This window comes from Micromonospora sp. NBC_01740 (assembly GCF_035920365.1).
GTDB lineage: Bacteria > Actinomycetota > Actinomycetes > Mycobacteriales > Micromonosporaceae > Micromonospora > Micromonospora reichwaldensis.
Genome location: NZ_CP109150.1, coordinates 1,263,490 through 1,282,274 on the forward strand (window position 1 = coordinate 1,263,490; position 18,785 = coordinate 1,282,274).

The 18,785-nt window shown below is 71.2% G+C and carries 14 protein-coding genes and 1 pseudogene; 7 read left to right on the top strand and 8 right to left on the bottom strand.

The genetic code is table 11. The features are described from left to right. Positions 1 to 59: 59 nt before the first annotated feature. Genes OG989_RS06050 through fxsT form a run of 3 tightly spaced genes read left to right on the top strand, consistent with a single transcriptional unit; the run spans position 60 to position 5,843 of the window. A complete protein-coding gene (locus OG989_RS06050; RefSeq protein WP_151454819.1) occupies positions 60 to 737 on the top strand; it encodes a TIR-like protein FxsC in 678 nt (225 codons plus the stop codon). Continuing rightward, on the top strand, positions 724 to 1,935 hold the full coding sequence (locus OG989_RS06055; RefSeq protein ID WP_327029939.1) for a TIR-like protein FxsC: 1,212 nt from the start codon (positions 724 to 726) through the stop codon (positions 1,933 to 1,935). Before OG989_RS06050 ends, OG989_RS06055 begins: the two co-directional genes overlap by 14 nt. Beyond that, entirely contained in the window at positions 1,932 to 5,843 is a 3,912-nt protein-coding gene (gene fxsT, locus OG989_RS06060) for an FxSxx-COOH system tetratricopeptide repeat protein (RefSeq protein WP_327029940.1), read from the top strand. Before OG989_RS06055 ends, fxsT begins: the two co-directional genes overlap by 4 nt. On the opposite strand, the gene OG989_RS06065 is transcribed toward fxsT, so the two are convergent. Beyond that, positions 5,837 to 6,787: an alpha/beta fold hydrolase gene (locus tag OG989_RS06065; protein WP_327029941.1), complete on the bottom strand. Its 951-nt coding sequence runs from the start codon at positions 6,785 to 6,787 to the stop codon at positions 5,837 to 5,839. The genes fxsT and OG989_RS06065 overlap by 7 nt on opposite strands. A 232-nt stretch (positions 6,788 to 7,019) precedes the next feature. Next, on the bottom strand, positions 7,020 to 7,787 hold the full coding sequence (locus OG989_RS06070; RefSeq protein WP_327029942.1) for an RluA family pseudouridine synthase: 768 nt from the start codon (positions 7,785 to 7,787) through the stop codon (positions 7,020 to 7,022). Between the two features lie 557 nt (positions 7,788 to 8,344). Between OG989_RS06070 and OG989_RS06075 the strand changes: the two genes are divergently transcribed. Beyond that, positions 8,345 to 8,995: a DUF2306 domain-containing protein gene (locus tag OG989_RS06075; protein ID WP_327029943.1), complete on the top strand. Its 651-nt coding sequence runs from the start codon at positions 8,345 to 8,347 to the stop codon at positions 8,993 to 8,995. On the opposite strand, the gene OG989_RS06080 is transcribed toward OG989_RS06075, so the two are convergent. Next, on the bottom strand, positions 8,967 to 9,464 hold the full coding sequence (locus OG989_RS06080; protein ID WP_192581405.1) for a pyridoxamine 5'-phosphate oxidase family protein: 498 nt from the start codon (positions 9,462 to 9,464) through the stop codon (positions 8,967 to 8,969). The genes OG989_RS06075 and OG989_RS06080 overlap by 29 nt on opposite strands. A 197-nt stretch (positions 9,465 to 9,661) precedes the next feature. On the opposite strand from OG989_RS06080, the gene OG989_RS06085 reads away from it, so the two are divergent. Further along, positions 9,662 to 11,530: an ABC transporter ATP-binding protein gene (locus tag OG989_RS06085; RefSeq protein ID WP_327029944.1), complete on the top strand. Its 1,869-nt coding sequence runs from the start codon at positions 9,662 to 9,664 to the stop codon at positions 11,528 to 11,530. A gap of 379 nt (positions 11,531 to 11,909) precedes the next feature. On the opposite strand, the gene OG989_RS06090 is transcribed toward OG989_RS06085, so the two are convergent. From OG989_RS06090 to OG989_RS06105, 4 genes and pseudogenes are all read right to left on the bottom strand, one after another. Continuing rightward, positions 11,910 to 13,142 (bottom strand): trypsin-like serine peptidase, encoded by a 1,233-nt coding sequence (locus OG989_RS06090; protein ID WP_151454813.1) that lies wholly within the window; start codon positions 13,140 to 13,142, stop codon positions 11,910 to 11,912. A 240-nt stretch (positions 13,143 to 13,382) separates the two neighbouring features. Continuing rightward, entirely contained in the window at positions 13,383 to 15,062 is a 1,680-nt protein-coding gene (locus OG989_RS06095) for a cellulose-binding protein (protein ID WP_327029945.1), read from the bottom strand. 417 nt (positions 15,063 to 15,479) lie between these two features. Continuing rightward, positions 15,480 to 15,804, bottom strand: a pseudogene (locus tag OG989_RS06100) (decarboxylase); the annotation flags it as partial. A gap of 67 nt (positions 15,805 to 15,871) precedes the next feature. Beyond that, positions 15,872 to 16,447: an NADPH-dependent F420 reductase gene (locus OG989_RS06105; protein WP_327029946.1), complete on the bottom strand. Its 576-nt coding sequence runs from the start codon at positions 16,445 to 16,447 to the stop codon at positions 15,872 to 15,874. A 182-nt stretch (positions 16,448 to 16,629) separates the two neighbouring features. Here OG989_RS06105 and OG989_RS06110 point away from each other — a divergent pair, with 182 nt between their 5' ends. Next, complete coding sequence (locus OG989_RS06110) at positions 16,630 to 16,977, top strand: hypothetical protein (RefSeq protein WP_327029947.1); 348 nt, start codon at positions 16,630 to 16,632, stop codon at positions 16,975 to 16,977. Between the two features lie 124 nt (positions 16,978 to 17,101). Here the strand turns inward: OG989_RS06110 and OG989_RS06115 are convergent, their stop codons facing one another. Next, on the bottom strand, positions 17,102 to 17,275 hold the full coding sequence (locus OG989_RS06115) for a hypothetical protein (protein WP_192581334.1): 174 nt from the start codon (positions 17,273 to 17,275) through the stop codon (positions 17,102 to 17,104). A 331-nt stretch (positions 17,276 to 17,606) separates the two neighbouring features. Here OG989_RS06115 and OG989_RS06120 point away from each other — a divergent pair, with 331 nt between their 5' ends. Next, a complete protein-coding gene (locus tag OG989_RS06120) occupies positions 17,607 to 18,761 on the top strand; it encodes an MFS transporter (RefSeq protein WP_442791942.1) in 1,155 nt (384 codons plus the stop codon). Positions 18,762 to 18,785 lie beyond the last annotated feature (24 nt).

An 18,785-nucleotide genomic window follows, 5' to 3' on the forward strand; every position in this document is an offset into this window, starting at 1 on the left:
GTTGGCCACGGTCGATACTGTGGACGGTCGGGAGTCGCCGCACCGGTCGGGAGCCTCAGTTGACAGAGGGCACGCTCTGGGAGGACGAGAGCGCCCCCGTGTTCTTTCTCAGCTATGCCCACAAGAAGAACCAGGTCGCGGCGCCCCGGGACACCAACCAGAAGGTCTTCCAGCTCTTCGTCGACCTCTCCGACCATGTCGTCGAGCTGCTCGGCCTCGGCCCGGGGCGCACGGCCGGATTCATGGACCGGATGCTCGACGGCGGGCAGGTATGGACCGACGACCTGGCCTTCGCCGCCGGGCACTGCCAGGTCTTCATCCCGTTGATCTCCACTCACTACCTCAACAGCGACTGGTGTGCCCGCGAGTGGGACGCGTTCACCCGCCGGCCGATACTGACCCGGCCGGGTGCCGAGCCGTCGGCGGGGGAGACGCCGGTCATCCCGGTCAACTGGTCCCTGGTGGAGCGTCGCCGGCTGCCGGCGGCCGTGTCGCGGAGGCAGATGTTCACCCCCACCCGGCTGCCCCCGGAGATCGCTCCGCAATACCACGAAGAGGGCATCTACGGTCTACTGAGCCTCGGCGACACCGGCAAGGCCGCCTACGACGCGGTGGTCTGGCGGCTGGCGCAGCGGGTCGCCCGGGCCTATCGGACGCACTGGGTGCAGGCACAGGTCCCGACCGACGTGCGGCAGTTGCGCACCACGTTCGAGGAGGGCGGACATGACGTGGTCTGACCCCGTTCCGCCCCGGGGCGCATCCCGCCGGGAGACCTACTTCTTCCTGAGCTACGCCCACTCGGTGCCGCTGTCGGCCGGTGTCCGGCCGGACACCGACTACTGGGTCAACCGGTTCTTCAACGACCTGGCCACCGCCGTCCGGCACGCTGCCACGAGGAGCCGCGACCTCGACGCCGGCTTCTTCGACGGCCAGGTCAACCCGGGAGCCGACCTCAGGCAGACGCTCACCGACGCGCTCAGCCTCGCGCACGTCTTCGTGCCGCTGCACTCACCGAACTACTTCCGCAACGCGTGGGCGCTGGGCGAACGCGAGTCGTTCCGCAGCCGACTCACCCGGCTCACCCCGGCGCAGGCCGAACGGCACCTGGTGCCGGTGCTGTGGCTGCCGCTGCCGTCCCGGGGCGAGCGGCCGGAGACGACCCGGGCCCTCGACCTGGTTCCGGACGCCGGCGACCGGGCCGACTACGCCGAGAACGGCCTGCGCGCCCTCTGCAAGCTCAGCGCCTACCACGACCTCTACCGGCGGGTCCTCGATGCGCTGGCGAAGCAGATCGTCACGGTGACCGAGACGCAGCCGCTGGCCCGGTCCCGGGCGACGACGCTGTCCAGCCACCCGGTGCCTGACAGCGTCGGCCCGGCGCTGGTGGTCACCACCCTCACCGACCACGCACGGTGGCGGCCCTACGCAGGGCAGCACGAGCTGGCCGTGGCCGACCACGTCGCCGCGACCGCCGAGCGGCTCGGCCTGCCCACCCGGGTCGTCGACCTGGCGGCGGCCCGGGCCCTGGCGCCGCGGAGCCCCACCGTCGTGCTGGTGGACGCCGCGACCGGTGCCGCCGCCATCCGTTCGGCGCTGGACGATCTGCCCCGCTGGGTCGTCCCGCTGGTCATCGCCGCCGGTCACGAGCGTGGCGCGACGGCACCCGAGTCGGTTTCCGAAGCGTTGCAGGCCGCCGGGTTCCCCCGGGTCATGCCGGTACGCGCGATCGACGAGTTCGAGCGCTGCACCCCGCTGCTGGTGACCGAGGCCCGCAAGCAGTTCCTCCGGTACGGTCCGGTCGACCCGCCGGACGGCCCGGTCACCCCGAGACCGAGCCTGCGCCCGGCCCGGCCCTTCGACGGGCCGCCCGGGTCCGGCGCGAGCCTGCCGCCGGTGCGGCCGTTCGACACGACGCGAGGGAAGGACGAGCGATGACGCCATCGCGCGAAGGGCAGGTCATCACCTTCTACTCCTACAAGGGCGGTACGGGCCGCACGATGGCGCTGGCCAACACCGCCTGGATCCTCGCCGCGAACGGTCAGCGGGTGCTCGTCGCCGACTGGGACCTGGAGTCTCCCGGCCTGCACCGGTTCTACGCCCCGTTCCTCGACGCGGAGCAGGTCGCCACCACCGGCGGCGTCATGGACCTGATCCTGGACTACGAGTGGGAGAACGCCCGCCGGCGCGAGGAGACCGGCGCCGACCCCCGGCCCGGCGACTGGCACCGGGAGTACGCGCGGGTCCACCGGTACGCGTTCTCGGTGAGCTGGGAGTTCCCCGGCGGCGGCAGCCTCGACCTGCTCCTGGCCGGCCGGCACAATCCCGACTACGCGACCAGCGTGACCGGCCTGAACTGGGACAACTTCTACAACCGGCTCGGCGGCGCGCAGTTCTTCGACGCGCTGCGCGAGGACATGAAGCGGCACTACGACTACGCCCTGATCGACAGCCGCACCGGGATCAGCGACGTCGCCGAGATCTGCACCATCCACCTGCCCGACGTGCTGGTCGACTGCTTCACCCTCAGCGACCAGGGCATCGACGGCGCCGCGGCGGTGGCCGCCCGCGTCCGCGACTACGAGGGGCGTCGGGCGCGGCGGGTGCTGCCCGTGCCGATGCGGGTCGACGACGGGGAGAAGGGCAAGCGGGACGCCGGGCGGTCGCTGGCCATGCAGAAGTTCGCCGGCCTGCCGGGCGGCATGACCGACAGCGAGCGGCAGGCCTACTGGCTCACCGTCGAGGTGCCGTACCGCGCGTACTACGCCTACGAGGAGACGCTGGCGACCTTCGGCGACGAGCCGGGCGGGCGCACCACCCTGCTGTCCGCGTACGAGACGTTGACCAGCCACATCACCAACGGCAGGATCACCGGTCTGCCCCGGATGGACGACCAGCTGCGCCGCCGGACGGTGCAGCGCTTCGAACGCAAGCCGACGGTCGTGGACGAGCTGATCCTGCTGCGGCACGTGCCCGAGGACCAGGTGTGGGCGGAGTGGGCGCAGGCCGTGCTGAACTCCGCGGACCTGCGGGTGGTCACCGCTTCCCTGGACGGGCCGGCACCCGAGCAGACGGGCTCGGCCTTCCGCGAGGTCCGGCTGGTCTCCCGCGCCTACCTGGCGGCCTGGCGTGCCCGCTCCGGCACCGGTGGCGACCGGGCCGCGCCGAGCTGGCTGGCCGTGCACGTCGACGACACCCCGCCCGTGCCGGACGTCCCGGTCGGCAGTTGGACGGCCGTGCACGACCTCACCGCCGAGGACGCGGCGACCCACCTGCTGAAGCTGGTGGGACGCACGGTGGGCGCGGCCGGCCTGCGCCCGGCCCGCTTCCCCGGGGTGCGCGCGACGGTCTTCAACGCGCCGGCCCGCAACGCCCGCTTCACCGGGCGCGAGGACCTGCTGCGCCGGCTCCGTGAGGAGCTGAGGGCGTCGGGCGGCAGCGGCACCCCGGTCGCCCTGCGGGGCGGTCCCGGTCTCGGCAAGACGCAGCTCGCCATCGAGTACGCCCACCGGTTCCGGGGCGCGTACGACATCATCTGGTGGGTCGCCGCCGACCCGCCGCAGTTCGTCGACGTGCTCATGACGGAGCTCAGCGACGAGCTGGGCCTGCCGAGCCAGGCGACGATCCCGGAGACCAACCGCGCCCTGCGGCAGCGGCTGGGTCAGACCGAGCGCCGCCCCGACGGCACCCCGCCGCCGCACTGGCTGCTGATCTTCGACAACGCCGACCAGTACGAGGACGTCCGGCCCTACCTGCCGCAGGGCAACGGACACGTGCTGGTCACCACCCGCAACCCGGACTGGGGTGACCTGGCGCGGGCGGTGGACGTCGACGAGTTCGCGCGGGCGGAGAGCGTGGCGCACCTGCGCGCCCGCCTCGGCGAGCACCTGATGAGCGTCGCCGAGGCCGAGCGGGTCGCCGAGGCCGTGGAGAACGTGCCGATCTTCGTCGCGACGGTCGGGGCGTGGTTGGCCGACACCCGCACACCGGTCGAGGACTACCTGGCCGGGCTGCGCCGCACCGGCCTGGAGACGGAGGTCTGGGACCTCCCGCTCCAGCGGCTGCGGGAGGGTTCCCCGGGGGCGTACCGTCTCCTTCAACTCGCGTCGGTGCTCGCCCCGGAGATCTCCCTCGACCTGCTCTACAGCGACCGGGTGGCGCGGGTCATCGCCCCGCACGACCCGGTCGTCGCCGCGCGGGTCGCCGACCGGGTCTCCGAGCGTGACATCGCGGCGACGCTGGTGCAGCGGATGAACAAGCTCGCGCTCATCAAGCTGGACCCGCACGCCCACCGCGTGCAGGTGCACCGGCTGTTGCAGACCGCGCTGCGCGCCCGGATGACCGACGACGAGTTGGTCACGGCCAAGCACGAGGTGCACCAGATCCTCGCCGGGTCGCGACCGCCGGGTGAGGTGGAGGACCCGGCGAACCGGCAACGGTTCCGGATGCTCTGGCCGCACCTCGACGGCTCCGACGCGATCTCCTGCCGGGACGACGACGTCCGGCAACTGGTCATCGACCGGGTCCGCTACATCTACGTCAGCGGCGGGTACGAGCAGGGCGAGCGGTACGCGCGGGAGACCGAGGCCGTGTGGTCGGCGCTGCTGGCGGAGTTGCCGCCGGACGGAACGGAGCACCGCAAGCTGCGCGTCCAACTGCTGCACCTTCGGTTCAACTGGGCGAACGTGCTGCGCAGCCTCGGGCGGTTCGACGAGGCCCTCCGGCTGGACGAGGACACCCTGCACCAGCAGGAGGAGCTGATCGGCGACAGCCACCCGCACACGCTGATGACCGCCGGTGGTTACGGGGCGGACCTGCGCACCCTGGGCCGCTACCGGGAGGCCCTGGAGCGCAGCTCGCGGACGTACGCCGCATCGGTCGAGGTGTTCGGCGAGGATCACCGGCGGACCCTGACCGCGGCGAACAACCTGGCCGTGTCGTACCGGCTGATGGGCATGTTCGACCGGGCGCTCGAGGGTGACCAGGCGACCAACCGGCGACAGCGGGTCGTCCTCGGGCCGGAGCACCCGAACACCCTGGTGTCGGCCAACAACCTCGCCCGCGACCTGCGGGAGACCGGCGACTACGAGGGTTCCGTGGCGCTGCTACGGGAGGTGGTGACCGGCTACCGGAACCTCTTCGGCGAGCAGTCCCGTGACCTGCTCACCGCGCAGGCCAACCTGGCCGTGTCGTTGCGCAGCACCGGGGAGATCGCCGAGGCGGCCCAGTTGCTCGACGAGACCTACCAGCGGCTGCTGGCCACCCTCGGGCCGACCAGCCCGGACACCCTGTTCAGCCGGCTCAGCCGCACGGCCAACCTGATGTTGCAGGGGCAGAACACGCAGGCCCTGGCGGAGCTGGTCGAGGTGGAGCAGCAGTTCGTCCAGGCGTTCGGCGCCGACCACCCGTACTCGCTGGTCTGCCGGGTCAACCTGGGCGTGGCCCAGTGGGACGCCGGCGACACGGGCACCAGCCTGTCGATCACCGAGGCGGCCGCGGCGGCGATGCTCGCCGCACTCGGCGACCGGCACCCGTTCACCATGGCGGCGGCCAACAACCTCGCGGTCTTCACCATCCTCACCGGGGAGCAGGAGCGGGGACGCGACCGGCTGCTGGCCGTGGTGGAGCAGCTCGCGGAGGTGCTCGGGCCCGAGCACCCCGACACGTTGCGGGCCCGGGGCAACCTGGAGACCGTCAACCAGGCGTTGTCGGGCGGCCGGGTGAGCATCGGGCGGATGCGGATCGCCGACCGGCTCGCCAACCGGGTCGGGCAGCACCACCCCAGTGTCGTGGTGCTCCGCGACGGGCGGTACGTGCGGCGGGTGCTCGACCCGCACCCCTACTGACCGGGCCGCGCGCCGATCAGCAGGTCGGCGCTCAGCGCGGGGTCGGGGTCGACGAGCCAGCGCAGGATGCGCGGCAACTCCTCAACCGCGTCGAAGTGCGCCGCCCCGGGCCGGACCTCCATCTCGGCGCCGGGCATCTGCGCGGCCAGCCAGCGGCCGTGGCTGACCGGGGCGAAGTTGTCGTCGGCGCCGTGCCACAGCCGGACCGGCGTCGCCGCGGTGTCGATCGCCGACAGGTCGAACGCCCAGGGGCGGCGGAACGCCAGCACGTCGTCGATCCACCCGTACGGCCCGGAGCGGAGCGCCTCCGCGTAGGTGTCGGTGATGAGCCGGCGCAGCGCCGGATCGTTGACCGCCCGCCGGTCCGCCGCGCTCATCTCCGTCCTCAGGTCCGCGAGGAGCAGCCGTGGGTCCGCGGCGGCCCGCTCGGCACGCTGGCGGATCTCCTCCACCACGGCGGCGGTGTCGGGGCTGCCGGCGCCGAACCCGCGCACGTTGCCGGTGTTCATGCCGCCGACCCAGTCCAACTCGATGGCGTTCCACGGGGCGAGACTGACCAGCACCGCCACCCGGGTCACCCTGCCGCGCAGGCGGGCATCGGCCGCGCAGGCGAGGGCGTGCGGGCCGCCGCCGGAGCGTCCGACGACCGCGAACTCCCGCACGCCCAGGTGGTCGGCGATCGCCTCGACGTCGCGGGCGGCGTCGGCGACGTCGCGGTTCTCCCGTCGGTCGGAGTCGCCGTAGCCGGGCCGGTCGTAGGCGATCAGCCGGACACCCATGCGGTAGAGGACGATGCCGCGCGGCTTGGGGCCACGTCGGCTGCCGGGCGTGCCGTGGAGCAGGAAGACGGGGAAGCCGTCGGGCGCGCCGGTCACCTCGTACGCCACGCGTCTGCTGTCCTCGCGTTCGGCGAAGTCGGCCCCTGGCTCGCCGTCTCGGGTCACTCCGTCCTGCCCTTCGGTGCCGCTACCAGCCAATACTCGCAACCCGGCATCGAGTAGAGACGATGTCGGACGGCTCCACTCAACAATCGAGCCTAATGGTCGGGCCCGCCGCGCCGCTATGCCGAGCGGGAACAAGGGGCCGGATCTGTCGGAAACGACACCGCCGGTCTGCCGCCGCTGGAACTTCCGGCGGCCGCTTCGACCGGGGACGCCGGTGGCGGGGGTCGGACGGTCAGGCGGTCAGCGCGTCGAGGGCGTCGTCGAGCCGGGGCTTCCGGCCGTCGGCGAAGACGTCGAGGAACTCCTCGCCCGGCGGGGCCCAGAACCGGGTACGCGGCTCGTCCCGCCAGTCGCAGGTGATCTCGCAGCCCCACGAGTGCAGGTACGTCCGCTGGTCCGCCTGCCCGCGGTGGAACAGCGGGTCGCCGACGATCGGGAAGCCGAGCCACGCCAGGTGGACGCGGATCTGGTGACGCCGGCCGGTGACCGGCTTGAGCACCAGCAGCGTACGGTCGCCGCTCACCAGCGCCGTGGCGAAGTCGGTACGGGACTCGTAGGAGGGCTTGGACCGGTCGACGGCCGACTCCGGCAGCGCGAAGCGGCGGCGGTCGGCGTCGTAGCGGATGGCATCGCGCTCGCCCGCGATCCGGATGGTGCCCTTGCGGCCCGGCCGCAGCGGCAGGTCGATGGTGCCGGTCTCGGGCAGCCGCGCCCCCTCGACCCAGGCCAGATAGCGCTTGTCGGCGCCCCGGTTGGCGAACTGCCGGGTCAGCGAGGCGTGCGCCGACGGCGTCCTGGCCAGCAGCAGCAGCCCCGAGGTGACCTTGTCGATGCGGTGCACCCAGTGCACCGGCTCCCCGGCGGCGGCGGCCAGGTCGGTCAGGGACTCGGCGTGCCGCTCGCCCATCACGGAGATGCCCGGCGGCTTGTCGAGCACGAGCAGGTGGTCGTCCTCGTGGATGGGATCGCGCCGAAGTTCCGACCAACTGAAGGTGGTCATCATCGCCTCGGCTCTCGACTGTGCTGAGCTGCTCGGTGTCGCCGACGGCCGGCCCCGGGACATCGGTGACGCGCGGAGCGGGGTCGAGCCGGGCCAGGTGGGCCGGCACGGCGAAGGATACCAACCCGGCGACCGCCCGCCCCGACGTCGAGCGGCGTCGCGCCCCGGGGGCATCGCGCCCGCGCCCCGGGACCGTCGCGCCGGCCCTCGGCCCGTGCGGGTGACCGGCCACGAGCCGCGTGCCGGCGCACCGTGGGATCGCCAAATCCGGGTCGACCACACCATCTCCGTACGTCGCCGCACGGAGCGGACCAATGGCGAGGCCAGCATTTTGAAAGAAATATGACGGGTTGTCGGACTCTACCGTGAAAACGGCACATGGGGGTCGAGGCAGACCCGCGCGGAGAGCGCGGTCCGGACCTGGGAGGAATCCAACCGTGACCCAGTACGTGGAGGAGGCCGGCAGCCCGACGCGGCAGGCCGAAGAGTCTCGACCGCCGGCGAGAAGGGCGGGTGCGGGAGGATCGTCCGCACGGTGGTGGAGACGACCGTGGATCGTGCCACTGGTCGCGCTGAACGGGGCCTTCCTGCTGTTCGTCCTGCCGCCGTACCTCGGTCTCGACCCGAACCAGTCACGGGTGGTGCTGAACGACGGCTTCGCGTCGCACTACGCCGTCCTGGTGGTGCACATCCTCTTCGGCACCATCGCGCTGGTGACGTTGTGCCTCCAGGCCTGGCCGTGGCTGCGCCTGCGGTACCCGAGGGTGCACCGGCTCAGCGGGCGGCTGTACGTCTTCGCCGGCGCCATCCCGTCCGCGCTGCTCGCGCTCGTCCTCATGCCGTTCGCCGCGGCGCCGAACGGGCTGCTCGGCAGCGCGCTGGCCTCCGTGGGATGGATCGCCACGACGGTGCTCGGATTCCGCGCGGCCCGTCAGCGCCGCTACGCCGAGCACCGGAAGTGGATGGTCTACAGCTTCGCCTTCGCCCTGCAGACCATGTGGGGACGGGTGATCTTCCTGTTCAGCGCGCTGACCGGGCTGTCCATGAACCCGGTCGTCGCCGCCGAGGCGGGCGGGTGGCTCAGCGTGCTGGTGAACCTCGCCATCGCCTACTGGTGGCTGCACCGCACCCCCCGCCCGGCACGCCTCGGCGCTCAGCTGACACCCCCGGCCGGCGTGCTCAGTCGAACCGCCACCGGGTCGCGCTGAAGCCGGAACCCTTGTCCATGCCGATGACCTTGGCCGGGGTCACCTCGTACACGAGGTACGGCGACGGACCGATCCCGTCGCCGTCGATCCCACCGTCGACCGGAGTCACCTCCCAGCCGTACTTCTCCCCGTACGCCTCGGCGACGCGCTTGAGCGTCGCCGAGTCGCTGACCCGGGATGCCGTGCCCTCGATCGAGAGGTCCAGCTCCGGACTGGCGACGGTGAGGACGCAGTGCGGGTTGGTGGCCAGGTTGTCGACCTTGTGGGCGGTCTCGCTGGAGCAGAAGTACATGCTCTGGTCGAGCCACATGGCCAGCAGCGGCACGGCGTGCGGCCGGCCGTCCGGCCGGACCGTGCACAGGAAGAACTCGCCCGCCTCCGTCAGCCGCTCACGCGCCTGCGACCAGGGCATCGGCTTGGAGCCTTCGCTGGCAAAGGACGGTTCCGCGACCGGCTCACGGTTCACCATGGGTTCCCCTTCGAACGACGACATCGTGACTGAAGCAGCACGGAGAGTATCTCAGTGTGGCGGCGTCCGCGAGCGGACGGACACCGCCGCCGCGGAGTGTCGGAGGGACGCGCCCCTCCGACCGTCCCGCGCTCCCGCATTCCACAGGGGACGAATTCGCTTGACCTCAACCGCGCTGCAGGTCCTAGGTTCGCGGCATGAGCATGGAAGTCACCGCGTGGATGTCCCTGCACCACGCGATGCATCAGCGTGACCAGCGGCCCTTCTCGAAGGCGACCCTGAGGCGGATCGGCGGCTTCGCCCGCCCGCACCGCCGCCTGCTCGCGTGGTTCCTGGCGGGCAGCGTCGTGGCCGCGGTGCTGACCGTCGCCGCGCCGGTGCTGGCCGGGCGGGTGGTCGACGCGATCGTCTCCGGCACCGACACGGCGACGGTGGTGCGGCTGGCCGTGGCGATCGCCCTGATCGCGCTCGCCGAGGCCGGGCTGGGGCTGCTCACCCGCTACCAGTCGGCGCGGATCGGCGAGGGCCTGATCCTCGACCTGCGGACCGCCGTCTTCGACCACGTGCAGCGGATGCCCGTCGCGTTCTTCACCCGGACCCGCACCGGCGCCCTGGTCTCGCGCCTCAACAACGACGTGATCGGGGCGCAGCAGGCGTTCAGCGACACGCTCTCGGGCGTGGTCGGCAACGCCGTGACGCTGCTGCTGACGCTCGCGGTGATGCTGACCTTCTCCTGGCAGATCACCCTGCTGGCGCTGGTGCTGCTGCCGATCTTCGTGCTGCCCGCGCGGCGGATGGGCCGGAAGCTCGCCCGGCTCGAACGGGAGGCGGCCGACCTGAACGCGGCGATGAGCACCCGGATGACCGAGAAGTTCTCCGCGCCCGGCGCCACCCTGGTGAAGCTCTACGGGCGGCCGGCGGAGGAGTCCGCCGAGTTCGCCGCCCGCGCGCGGCGCGTGCGCGACATCGGCGTGCGTACCGCCATGTTGCAGACCGTCTTCATCACGGCCCTCACGGTGGTCGGTTCCCTCGCGCTGGCCCTGGTGTACGGCCTGGGCGGCGTGTACGCCATCGGCGGGCAGCTCGACGCCGGCGCGGTCGTCGCGCTCGCCCTGCTGCTGTCGCGCCTGTACGCGCCGCTGACCTCGCTCGCCAGCGCGCGGGTGGAGATCATGAGCGCGCTGGTCAGCTTCGAGCGGGTCTTCGAGATCCTGGACCTCAAGCCGATGATCGAGGACAAGCCGGACGCCCGGCCGCTGCCCGACGGACCGGTGGCGGTGGAGTTCGACGACGTCCGCTTCGGGTACCCGTCGGCCGACAAGGTCTCCCTGGCCTCGCTCGAGGACGTGGCGAAGCTCGACACCCGCGGCGGCGAGGAGGTGCTGCACGGGATCTCGTTCCGCGCCGAGCCCGGACAGATGATCGCCCTGGTCGGCTCGTCGGGCGCGGGCAAGTCCACCATCGCGCAACTGTTGCCGCGCCTGTACGACGTGGAGGACGGCGCCGTCCGGCTCGCCGGGCGCGACGTCCGCGACCTGACCGGCGACTCGGTAAGAGACGCCCTCGGGGTGGTCACCCAGGACGGTCACCTGCTGCACGACACGATCCGCGCCAACCTGCTCTACGCCCGACCGGACGCCAACGAGGACGACCTGTGGGACGTGCTGCGTCGCGCGCGGCTGGCCGACCTGATCCGCTCGCTGCCGGACGGCCTGGAGACGGTCGTGGGCGAGCGGGGATACCGCCTCTCCGGCGGCGAACGTCAGCGGCTCACCATCGCCCGGCTGCTGCTCTCCCGCCCGCGTGTGGTGATCCTCGACGAGGCCACCGCACACCTCGACTCGACGTCCGAGGCGGCGGTGCAGGCGGCGCTGGGTGAGGCGTTGACCGGGCGGACCAGCGTGGTCATCGCGCACCGGCTCTCCACGATCCGCTCCGCCGACCAGATCCTGGTGCTCGAACAGGGCCGGATCGTGGAACGCGGCCGGCACCCCGACCTGCTGGCCCGGGGCGGCCGGTACGCCGAGCTGTACCGCACCCAGTTCGACCAACCGGTGCCGGCCTGACGTGTCGCCCGTGGTCGCGCGACCGGCCCCGCCCGGGTCTGGGTGTGCCGTCACCGGGCGGGGGCTGAGGCCGCCGCACCGCGTCGGGCCGCTCAGCGCCGATCGCGCGACCGGCGGGTCGCCAGGATCCCGCCGACGATCGCCGCCACGGCCGGCAGGAGGCAGCAGATCGTCAGGACGAACACGTGCCACGGCTTGACAGCTCCCATGGCCGCGAGGATAGGCAGCGCGCGCCAGTGTCGTCACCCATGGTCACGCACCGTGGCACCCACCCCTGAGGTCCGGGCGCGAGCGCGGCGCGTGCCGGGGGCGATGAGCGAGCGCGCGGACGGGCCGCCGGGGTGCGTGTCGCACCCCGACGGCCCGCCGTCAGTCGTCGTCAGCCGTTGTTGTCGATCAGGCTGGCGATCTGGTTGTAGATCAGGTGCGCCTTCGCGCCCTGGTTCGACGGGCAGCCGCCGAGGTGGTGCAGGGCGATCACCCGGTGGCTGGCGTTCAGCACCGGCGAGCCCGAGTTGCCGCCGGAGGTGTCGCAGCTGTAGCTGATGTTCGAGGCGTTGTAGTTCGCGTTCTTCACGGTGCAGTTCGCACCGTTCTGGGTGTCCTCGAAGATCGACAGTCGCTTCGGGCTGCCGTCGCCGTGCCCCGGGATGTACATCCGCGTGCCGGTGGTGGTGGCGGTCGTCGCCAGGTACAGCGTGCCGAAGCTCTGGATGCTGGTGAAGTTGTTCACCGAGTACAGGGCGTAGTCCAACTCACTGGAGCCGCCGCTGCTCACCTTGTAGAGGGTCGCCCCGCTCACCTTGGTGCCGGCGCCGGGGTTCGAGCCGCCGCAGGTGGCGCACTGGTAGTTGAACTGCATCTCGCTGCCGGTGACGGCGGCCTGCGTCGAGAAGCAGTGCTTGTTGGTCAGCATGCGGTTGGTGTTGCCGACCCGCCAGGTGGTGCACATACCGCCGCCGCTGATCAGCAGCCGCGCCACCGCCCTGCCACGGGCGTACTCGGTGGGGTGGCTGTTCTGGTAGCAGACCACGTCGCGGCGGGCGTCGGTGCTGCACACGGACTGCGTGGAGAAGTTGTGCTGCGCGATCTCCGCGCGGTCGTAGCCGCGCCAGAACCGGTCGATGGTCGCGACGTTGCCACGGGAGGCGCGGCTGCTGTGCATCGTCACCACCGCGGTGTCGCCCTCCACCGACATCGCCCAGAAGCCCGGCTGTCCGTCGGTGGTGTAGTCCGCGCCGGTCGCCCGGTTCAGGTAGCGGTCGTACCGGTAGCTCTCCCGGCCGTCGGGGCTCGCCACGGTGACGTAGTCGCCGTGGGCCAGCCGCAGCGCGCTGAAGTGCACCTTGACGTACGACGCGCCGGGGTGCCGGATGACCTGCGTCCGGCCGTCGCCGGCGGAGGAGAGCGTGCCGGCGACGGTGCGGAGTTCACCGACCGTGGTGACGCCCTCGGCCGAGAACTGCTCCGATTCGGGTGCCCGTTCGGATTGCGGCGCGAGAGGTTGCACCGAGTACGCCTCGGCGGCGGGTGCCGACATCAGACTCAGCCCGAGTGTGCAGGCGCCCAGCGCGACCGCCGCCGTTCGTAGGCGGCGCATGGCATGTTTCATCGTCGCTCCTCCCGAGGAACCAGCACCCAGACGTGCTTGCAGCCTTCATACACGAATTGATGGAGGCATGTAAACATATCGATGCCTACCTACCGGCACGGTGTCGTCGGTCGCGCCGACGGGTTCCTGGCGGGGACCACCCGCACGACACACTCCCCCGGTCGAGCCCGGCCACGGCCGGACCGCACCGGACGGAACGCCGGCGTCACCGCTGCGGTGACGCCGGCGTCGTACCGTTCGTTACGGCGTGACGACCCTGCCGCCGAAGGTCACCACGAGGCGACCGTCGGACGCGAAGGACCAGCCCAGGGCGCCGGAGTACTGGGCGCACCGGGATCCGTTGCTGCCGGACCAGAACTGGTTCGAGCTGTCGGAGTTGCCGACGATCTTGTCGTTCGAGCCGCTGTCGCACGAGGTGTTGTTCCGGAACACCGAGGAGCCGCCGTCGAAGGTGAAGTTGCGCTCGGTGTTGCCGATGCTGGCGTTGTTCGACACCTGCATGCTGCCCAGATTGCGGTTGTAGGTGAAACCGTGCTTGCCGTTGTCGTAGGCGATGTTGCCCCGGACGATGTGGTTCACCCCGATGTCCTCGCCACCGAGCTTGTAGCCGTTGCGGTCGCCGGCCCCGGCCTGGCCACCGTTGCTCAGGGTGCCGTTGTTGTAGGCGAGAGAGGACTCGATGGTCACCGCGCCGATGGCCCCGGTGTCGCTCTTCGTGTAGAGGTCGTAGCCGTCGTCGATGTTGTTGTGGGCCACGGTGTAGCGGAAGACGTTGCCGGGGCCGACGGTGAGCTTCGGGGCGAAACCGTCGGCGTCCTCACCGTCGGAGTCGACGTTGTCGTGCGACACGGTGCTGACCACGAGGTTGTTGGACGGCCACTGGTCGCGGGGCGCGTTGGCCACCAGCCGCGAGAGCTGGAGCCCCGAGTCCCGGTTGTGGCGGGTCACCGTACGCTCGATGATGTTGTTGTTTCCGGCGAGCAGGATGCCGTTGTCTCCGGCCCGCTCGACGACGATGCCGCGGATGTGCCAGTACGATCCGCCCAACGCGAGGCCACGGTTCGCCGGGTCCTCACTCTGGGCCGAGAAGTTCAGGATCGGGGTCTCGCCCGGGTAGGCGAAGATGTTCTTGCGCGCGCTCGACGTGCCGTTGTTGCCCTGGCCGATGGTGATGGTCTGCGAGTAGCGGTAGGTGCCGCCGCGCAGGTAGATCGTGCCGCCGGCGGCGATCCGGGTGATCGCGGAGGTGAGCGTCGTCGGGTTCGCCTCCGTGCCGGACGCGCTGTCGGTGCCGGTCGGTGCCACGTACAGCGTGCCGCTCGACGGCGGCGGGGTGGTCGGCGGCGGGGTGGTCGGCGGGGGTGTGGTGGGCGGCGGCGTGGTCGGCGGCGGAGTCGTCGGCGGCGGGGTGGTCCCGCCCGAGGCGTACGTCTCGAACTCGGCGATCCTCGGCGTACCGGTCGCGCCGGTGATCTCAAAATTGATCTTGCGCAGCGACGTGGCGGCGAAGTTGATGACCCCGGCCCCGTTGCCGCTGGCCAGGGTGGCGCCGGTGTCGTTGTTGACGACCCGCCAGGAGCCGATGACCCCGACGGCGCCGGCCGCCTCCCGGATGTTGATCGAGGCCACCGTGGTGGCGGTGCCCCACTTGATCGAGACGCGGCCGGTCGAGCCGGCAGGTGACCAGTAGGTGCTCATGCTGCCGTCGAGCACGTTGCCGTAGCTGGTGCCGCTGGCCTTGCTGGAGCCGTCGGAGCCGGCTCCGAGGCTGAGGTTGGTCGCGTTGGCGCCGACCGATGCGGGACTGGGGCCGCCAGTCGCACCCGACGCCTGGGTCATCGGCAGCGCCGCGGCGAGCGCGGCTGCGGCAGTCAGGGCGGTGCCGCCGGCAAGAAGCTTGTGTCGCACTGTGGTTCGCACTGTTGGACTCCTCAGGAGTGAGCACGGTGCGGGGCACTACCTGCACAGCCCGACACCGCATGCGGCTTCGTGTCCGTACCCTCAGCCCGGTCAGGGATCGAAACATCGATGAAACACAGGCTAGGAAAGCGCTTGCCCGCGAGGCAAGTGCGGAGACGTGCAGGTTTGTTGCATACGGCAACGCCGGACGCTGGCGGCCCCTACATCAAGAACGTGGATCGAACCGCGCACCAGCCCGGCATCGTCTGGCCTGCTAGAGCCTGGCGTCGGACCTCGGCCACCCTGGTTGCGCCCGGCTGATCGCCTGGGCCGTCGCGGCAGGCTCGGTGAACTGGTGCGTGTGCATGCCGAGGCGTTCGGCGGCGGTGGCAGGCGATGACGCCGAACAGATCGAACAGGATGACGTCGGGCATGACGTCACGCCCGGTGGGCGATCGTGCCGGCGGCAACGAGTGCGTTCGCGTCGTCCTCGGCCACGTCGTCGGTGGTGACGACCATGCTGATCGCGGATACGGGCGCCACGAACGCCAGGGCCGTACGTGCGAACTTGGCGGGGGTCGGCGACCACGATGACGCGATGGGCCGAGGCGATGATCGCCCGTTTCATGGCGGCGTCGGCGAGGTCGTAGGCGGTCAGCCCGTCGGCGGTCAGGCCGCAACAGCCGAGGATCGCGGTGTCGAAACGCAGCGCGGCCAGGGACGCCTCGGCGGACGCGACGGGGTAGGGAACGCTCGTCGGACGAGCAGACACCGAGCAGCCAAATGTCCGCGAAGGACAGACAAACAATTGGCGTCGGTGAAATTGTGGGTCAGTCGACGATACCGAATCCGCCGGACCAGGAGACCTTCTCATTCGACGCCAGGCCTATCTGCAGGAAGCCGAGAGCCTCCATCTCCCGAGCGCGCTTGAGCGAGCCGGCGTCGATCGCCTTCAGGCCACTGGCGGTGACCACGCCAGCGAGGGTCGCCTTGGCGTCTGCGTCGTCACCGGCGATCAGAACCGTGGTGGTCAGCGGGCCGACGGTTCCCTCGGCGAGGGTGCCGGCGAACGTGGTGTTGAATGCCTTGAGCAGCCGGGAGTTCGGCAGCTTGGCGGCGATCTCCTCGGCCGCCGAGGAGTCGGCAGGGACGGTCAGGGAGTCGAAGGTTTCGAAGTTCAGCGGGTTGGTGATGTCGACAACGATCTTGTTGTCGAATTGGCCGGGGCGCTGGGCCAGCACCTGATCCACGGCTGGGTAGGGCACCGCGAGCACGACGATGTCGCCGTCGACCGGCTTGTCGGCATCCTCCTTGCCGAGCAGATCGACCACGTTGTCGTCCCTGGTGAGAGCGGCGGTGATGGCCTGTCCCATGTTGCCGGCACCGATGATCGAGATGTGCGCCATGAAGCTTCCTCAACAAATGGTCGGTGATTCAGAAAGAAGCTGCGCCCGCAGCGCATCGCGCCGCCATCCTCCCACGGCCCTCGCACGTGACGCGGCGAATTGGCGATCCGACGACGCTTTCCGTGGATCGCTGTAGCCTCGCCTGAAGACGTTATCGCCACTCGCTGGAGGGGGGTCGTGTCATGACCGACGACCAAGTCACCCGCAACCTGAAGGGAATGGACGATCTCGACTTCAAGGGTTGGAATTCGGCGGACTGGAACGGCGTTTTCGCCCACCATCACACTGACGACGTGCTGGTGGACATGAAAGGACAACCGCAGACCCGGGGCGTCCAGGAGCACATCGACGCGATGGTGGCGTTCACCCAGCAGAACGGTGGCGAGCCACCGCAGATCAAGTCGCACCCCATCGGTTTCGGATCGGGGGAGTGGACCTGCGTGGTGGGCGAGTTCGAAGACGGCAGCCGGATGGTGACGGTGGCAAAGTGGCGGGGCGGGGCCATCGCTGAGGAGTACATCTGGATGTAGTGCCGTACGCGGCTCGCCACCGTCACCGTCGCCGATCCGCGTCCGTCGTTCGGAGCGGCATCAGGCCGAAGCGGTGGACGGGCACTTCTCCCGCGTCCCGGTGGCCTCCGGCCCGCGCGGCCGATCAGGCCGGTTCGCGGACCCCGCCGGACTGGTCACCGTCGTCCGGAAGCGGTTCGGCGGGTGCTTCCGGCAGCTCGTCGGGCGTATCGGGAAGTAGTTGCGCCGCGTCGTCGGGCACGGGCTCCCGAGGATCGAGCGGTGGATACAGCTCCGGGTCGAGATCAGGGTTGGTCATCGACCAAGTATCGGCCGCGACGGCCGTCACCGCCCGTCGGGCGTACGCGCACAGGGCCGCACCGGCCAACGACCGGCCTACGACGAGAGGCTCCGGGGCGGCCACCCGAGACCTGCCCTGCTTCCTGCCGCCAGCCGCTGCGGATAATGCCGACGTGCGTTCGGACGTGGATCGTGGGGATGACGCGGCTGGAGTGGATGTCGCTGGTGGCGCCGCAGGCAAGCGGACGCTGATCCGCAGCCCACTGCGGTCCCGGACAGGTGTGGCCGCAGGCGACGGGTCGGCGTGGCGGGTCGTCGTCGGGTTCGGCGTGGTGAGCCTGGCCGCCGACATGGTGTACGAAGGTGCCCGCTCGGTGTACGGGCCGCTGCTGGCCTCACTGGGCGCGTCCGCTGTCGTCGTCGGGCTGGTCACCGGCGCCGGTGAGGCGGCGGCACTGCTGCTGCGGCTGGTGTCCGGGCCGCTTGCGGACCGGACCCGCCGGTACTGGTCGTTGACCCTTTTCGGGTACGGCCTGACCGCGGTCTGCGTACCGCTGCTCGCCTTCACGCCGCTGTTGGGCGGCGCTGGCCTGGCCGTCGCCGCCGTGTTGATCCTCGCCGAACGGTTGGGCAAGGCGGTCCGCAGTCCGGCCAAGTCGGCGCTGTTGGCCGACGCCGCCAGCCGCGTCGGGTTGGGTCGAGGGCTGGGCGTCCACAAGGCACTCGACCAGGTCGGCGCTTTCGCCGGCCCGCTGCTCGTCGCCGCGGTCGTCGCGATGGCCGCGGGGACCCTCTGGCCGGCCCTGGCCGTCCTTGCCCTGCCAGGCATCGTCGCGATGCTGTTGCTGCTCGCCGTTCGGGCGCGTACCGACGTGCCGGCCGCGAGCAACGCACCGGCCGACGGCACCCCCTCGGCGTCATCCGATCCGCCCGCCACCCGGGCGGTACGGCGGACGCCGTTGCCGGCGATGTTCCACTGGTTCGCGGCGGCGATGGCGCTGTGCACAGCCGGCCTGGTGGCCTTCGGGCTGATCGGCTTCCACCTCGTCCGCGCGGGCGTCGTCGCGACCGCGACGGTGCCGCTGATGTACGCGGCGGCGATGGCCGCCGGCGCGATTGCCGCCCTCCTCACCGGCGCTCTCTACGACCGGATCGGCCCACGGGTGCTGATCGCGCTCCCGGCGCTGATCGCCGCCGTGCCCGCCCTGCTGTTCGGCGGTGGGCTGCCGCTGGCAGCGGCCGGGGTCCTGCTGTGGGGTGCCGCCGTGGGTGTGCAGGACTCCACCGTCAAGGCGCTGGTCGCCGATCTCGTGCCACGGGAACGCAGAGCGACCGCGTACGGGGTGTTCGCCGCAGTGCAGGGCGCGGGGGCGCTGGCCGGCGGTGCCGCAGCCGGGTTCCTGTACGAATTCTCGCCGGCAAGTCTGACGACTGCGGTGGCCATCACGCAGGTCATCGCCCTGGTCACGCTCGTGGGCGTCCTGACGAGGTTGGCCACGCGGTGACCGGTGGACGCGCGGGGTACCGGG

Excerpts from the sequence above, each read along its gene's own strand:
- OG989_RS06055 (WP_327029939.1), top strand. The coding sequence starts at position 724 with ATGACGTGGTCTGACCCCGTTCCGCCCCGGGGCGCATCCCGCCGGGAG.
- fxsT (WP_327029940.1), top strand. The coding sequence starts at position 1,932 with ATGACGCCATCGCGCGAAGGGCAGGTCATCACCTTCTACTCCTACAAG.
- OG989_RS06070 (WP_327029942.1), bottom strand. The coding sequence starts at position 7,787 with ATGACCACCTTCAGTTGGTCGGAACTTCGGCGCGATCCCATCCACGAG.
- OG989_RS06080 (WP_192581405.1), bottom strand. The coding sequence starts at position 9,464 with ATGGTGAACCGTGAGCCGGTCGCGGAACCGTCCTTTGCCAGCGAAGGC.
- OG989_RS06085 (WP_327029944.1), top strand. The coding sequence starts at position 9,662 with ATGAGCATGGAAGTCACCGCGTGGATGTCCCTGCACCACGCGATGCAT.
- OG989_RS06090 (WP_151454813.1), bottom strand. The coding sequence starts at position 13,142 with ATGAAACATGCCATGCGCCGCCTACGAACGGCGGCGGTCGCGCTGGGC.
- OG989_RS06105 (WP_327029946.1), bottom strand. The coding sequence starts at position 16,447 with ATGGCGCACATCTCGATCATCGGTGCCGGCAACATGGGACAGGCCATC.
- OG989_RS06110 (WP_327029947.1), top strand. The coding sequence starts at position 16,630 with ATGACCGACGACCAAGTCACCCGCAACCTGAAGGGAATGGACGATCTC.
- OG989_RS06115 (WP_192581334.1), bottom strand. The coding sequence starts at position 17,275 with ATGACCAACCCTGATCTCGACCCGGAGCTGTATCCACCGCTCGATCCT.
- OG989_RS06120 (WP_442791942.1), top strand. The coding sequence starts at position 17,607 with ATGGTGTACGAAGGTGCCCGCTCGGTGTACGGGCCGCTGCTGGCCTCA.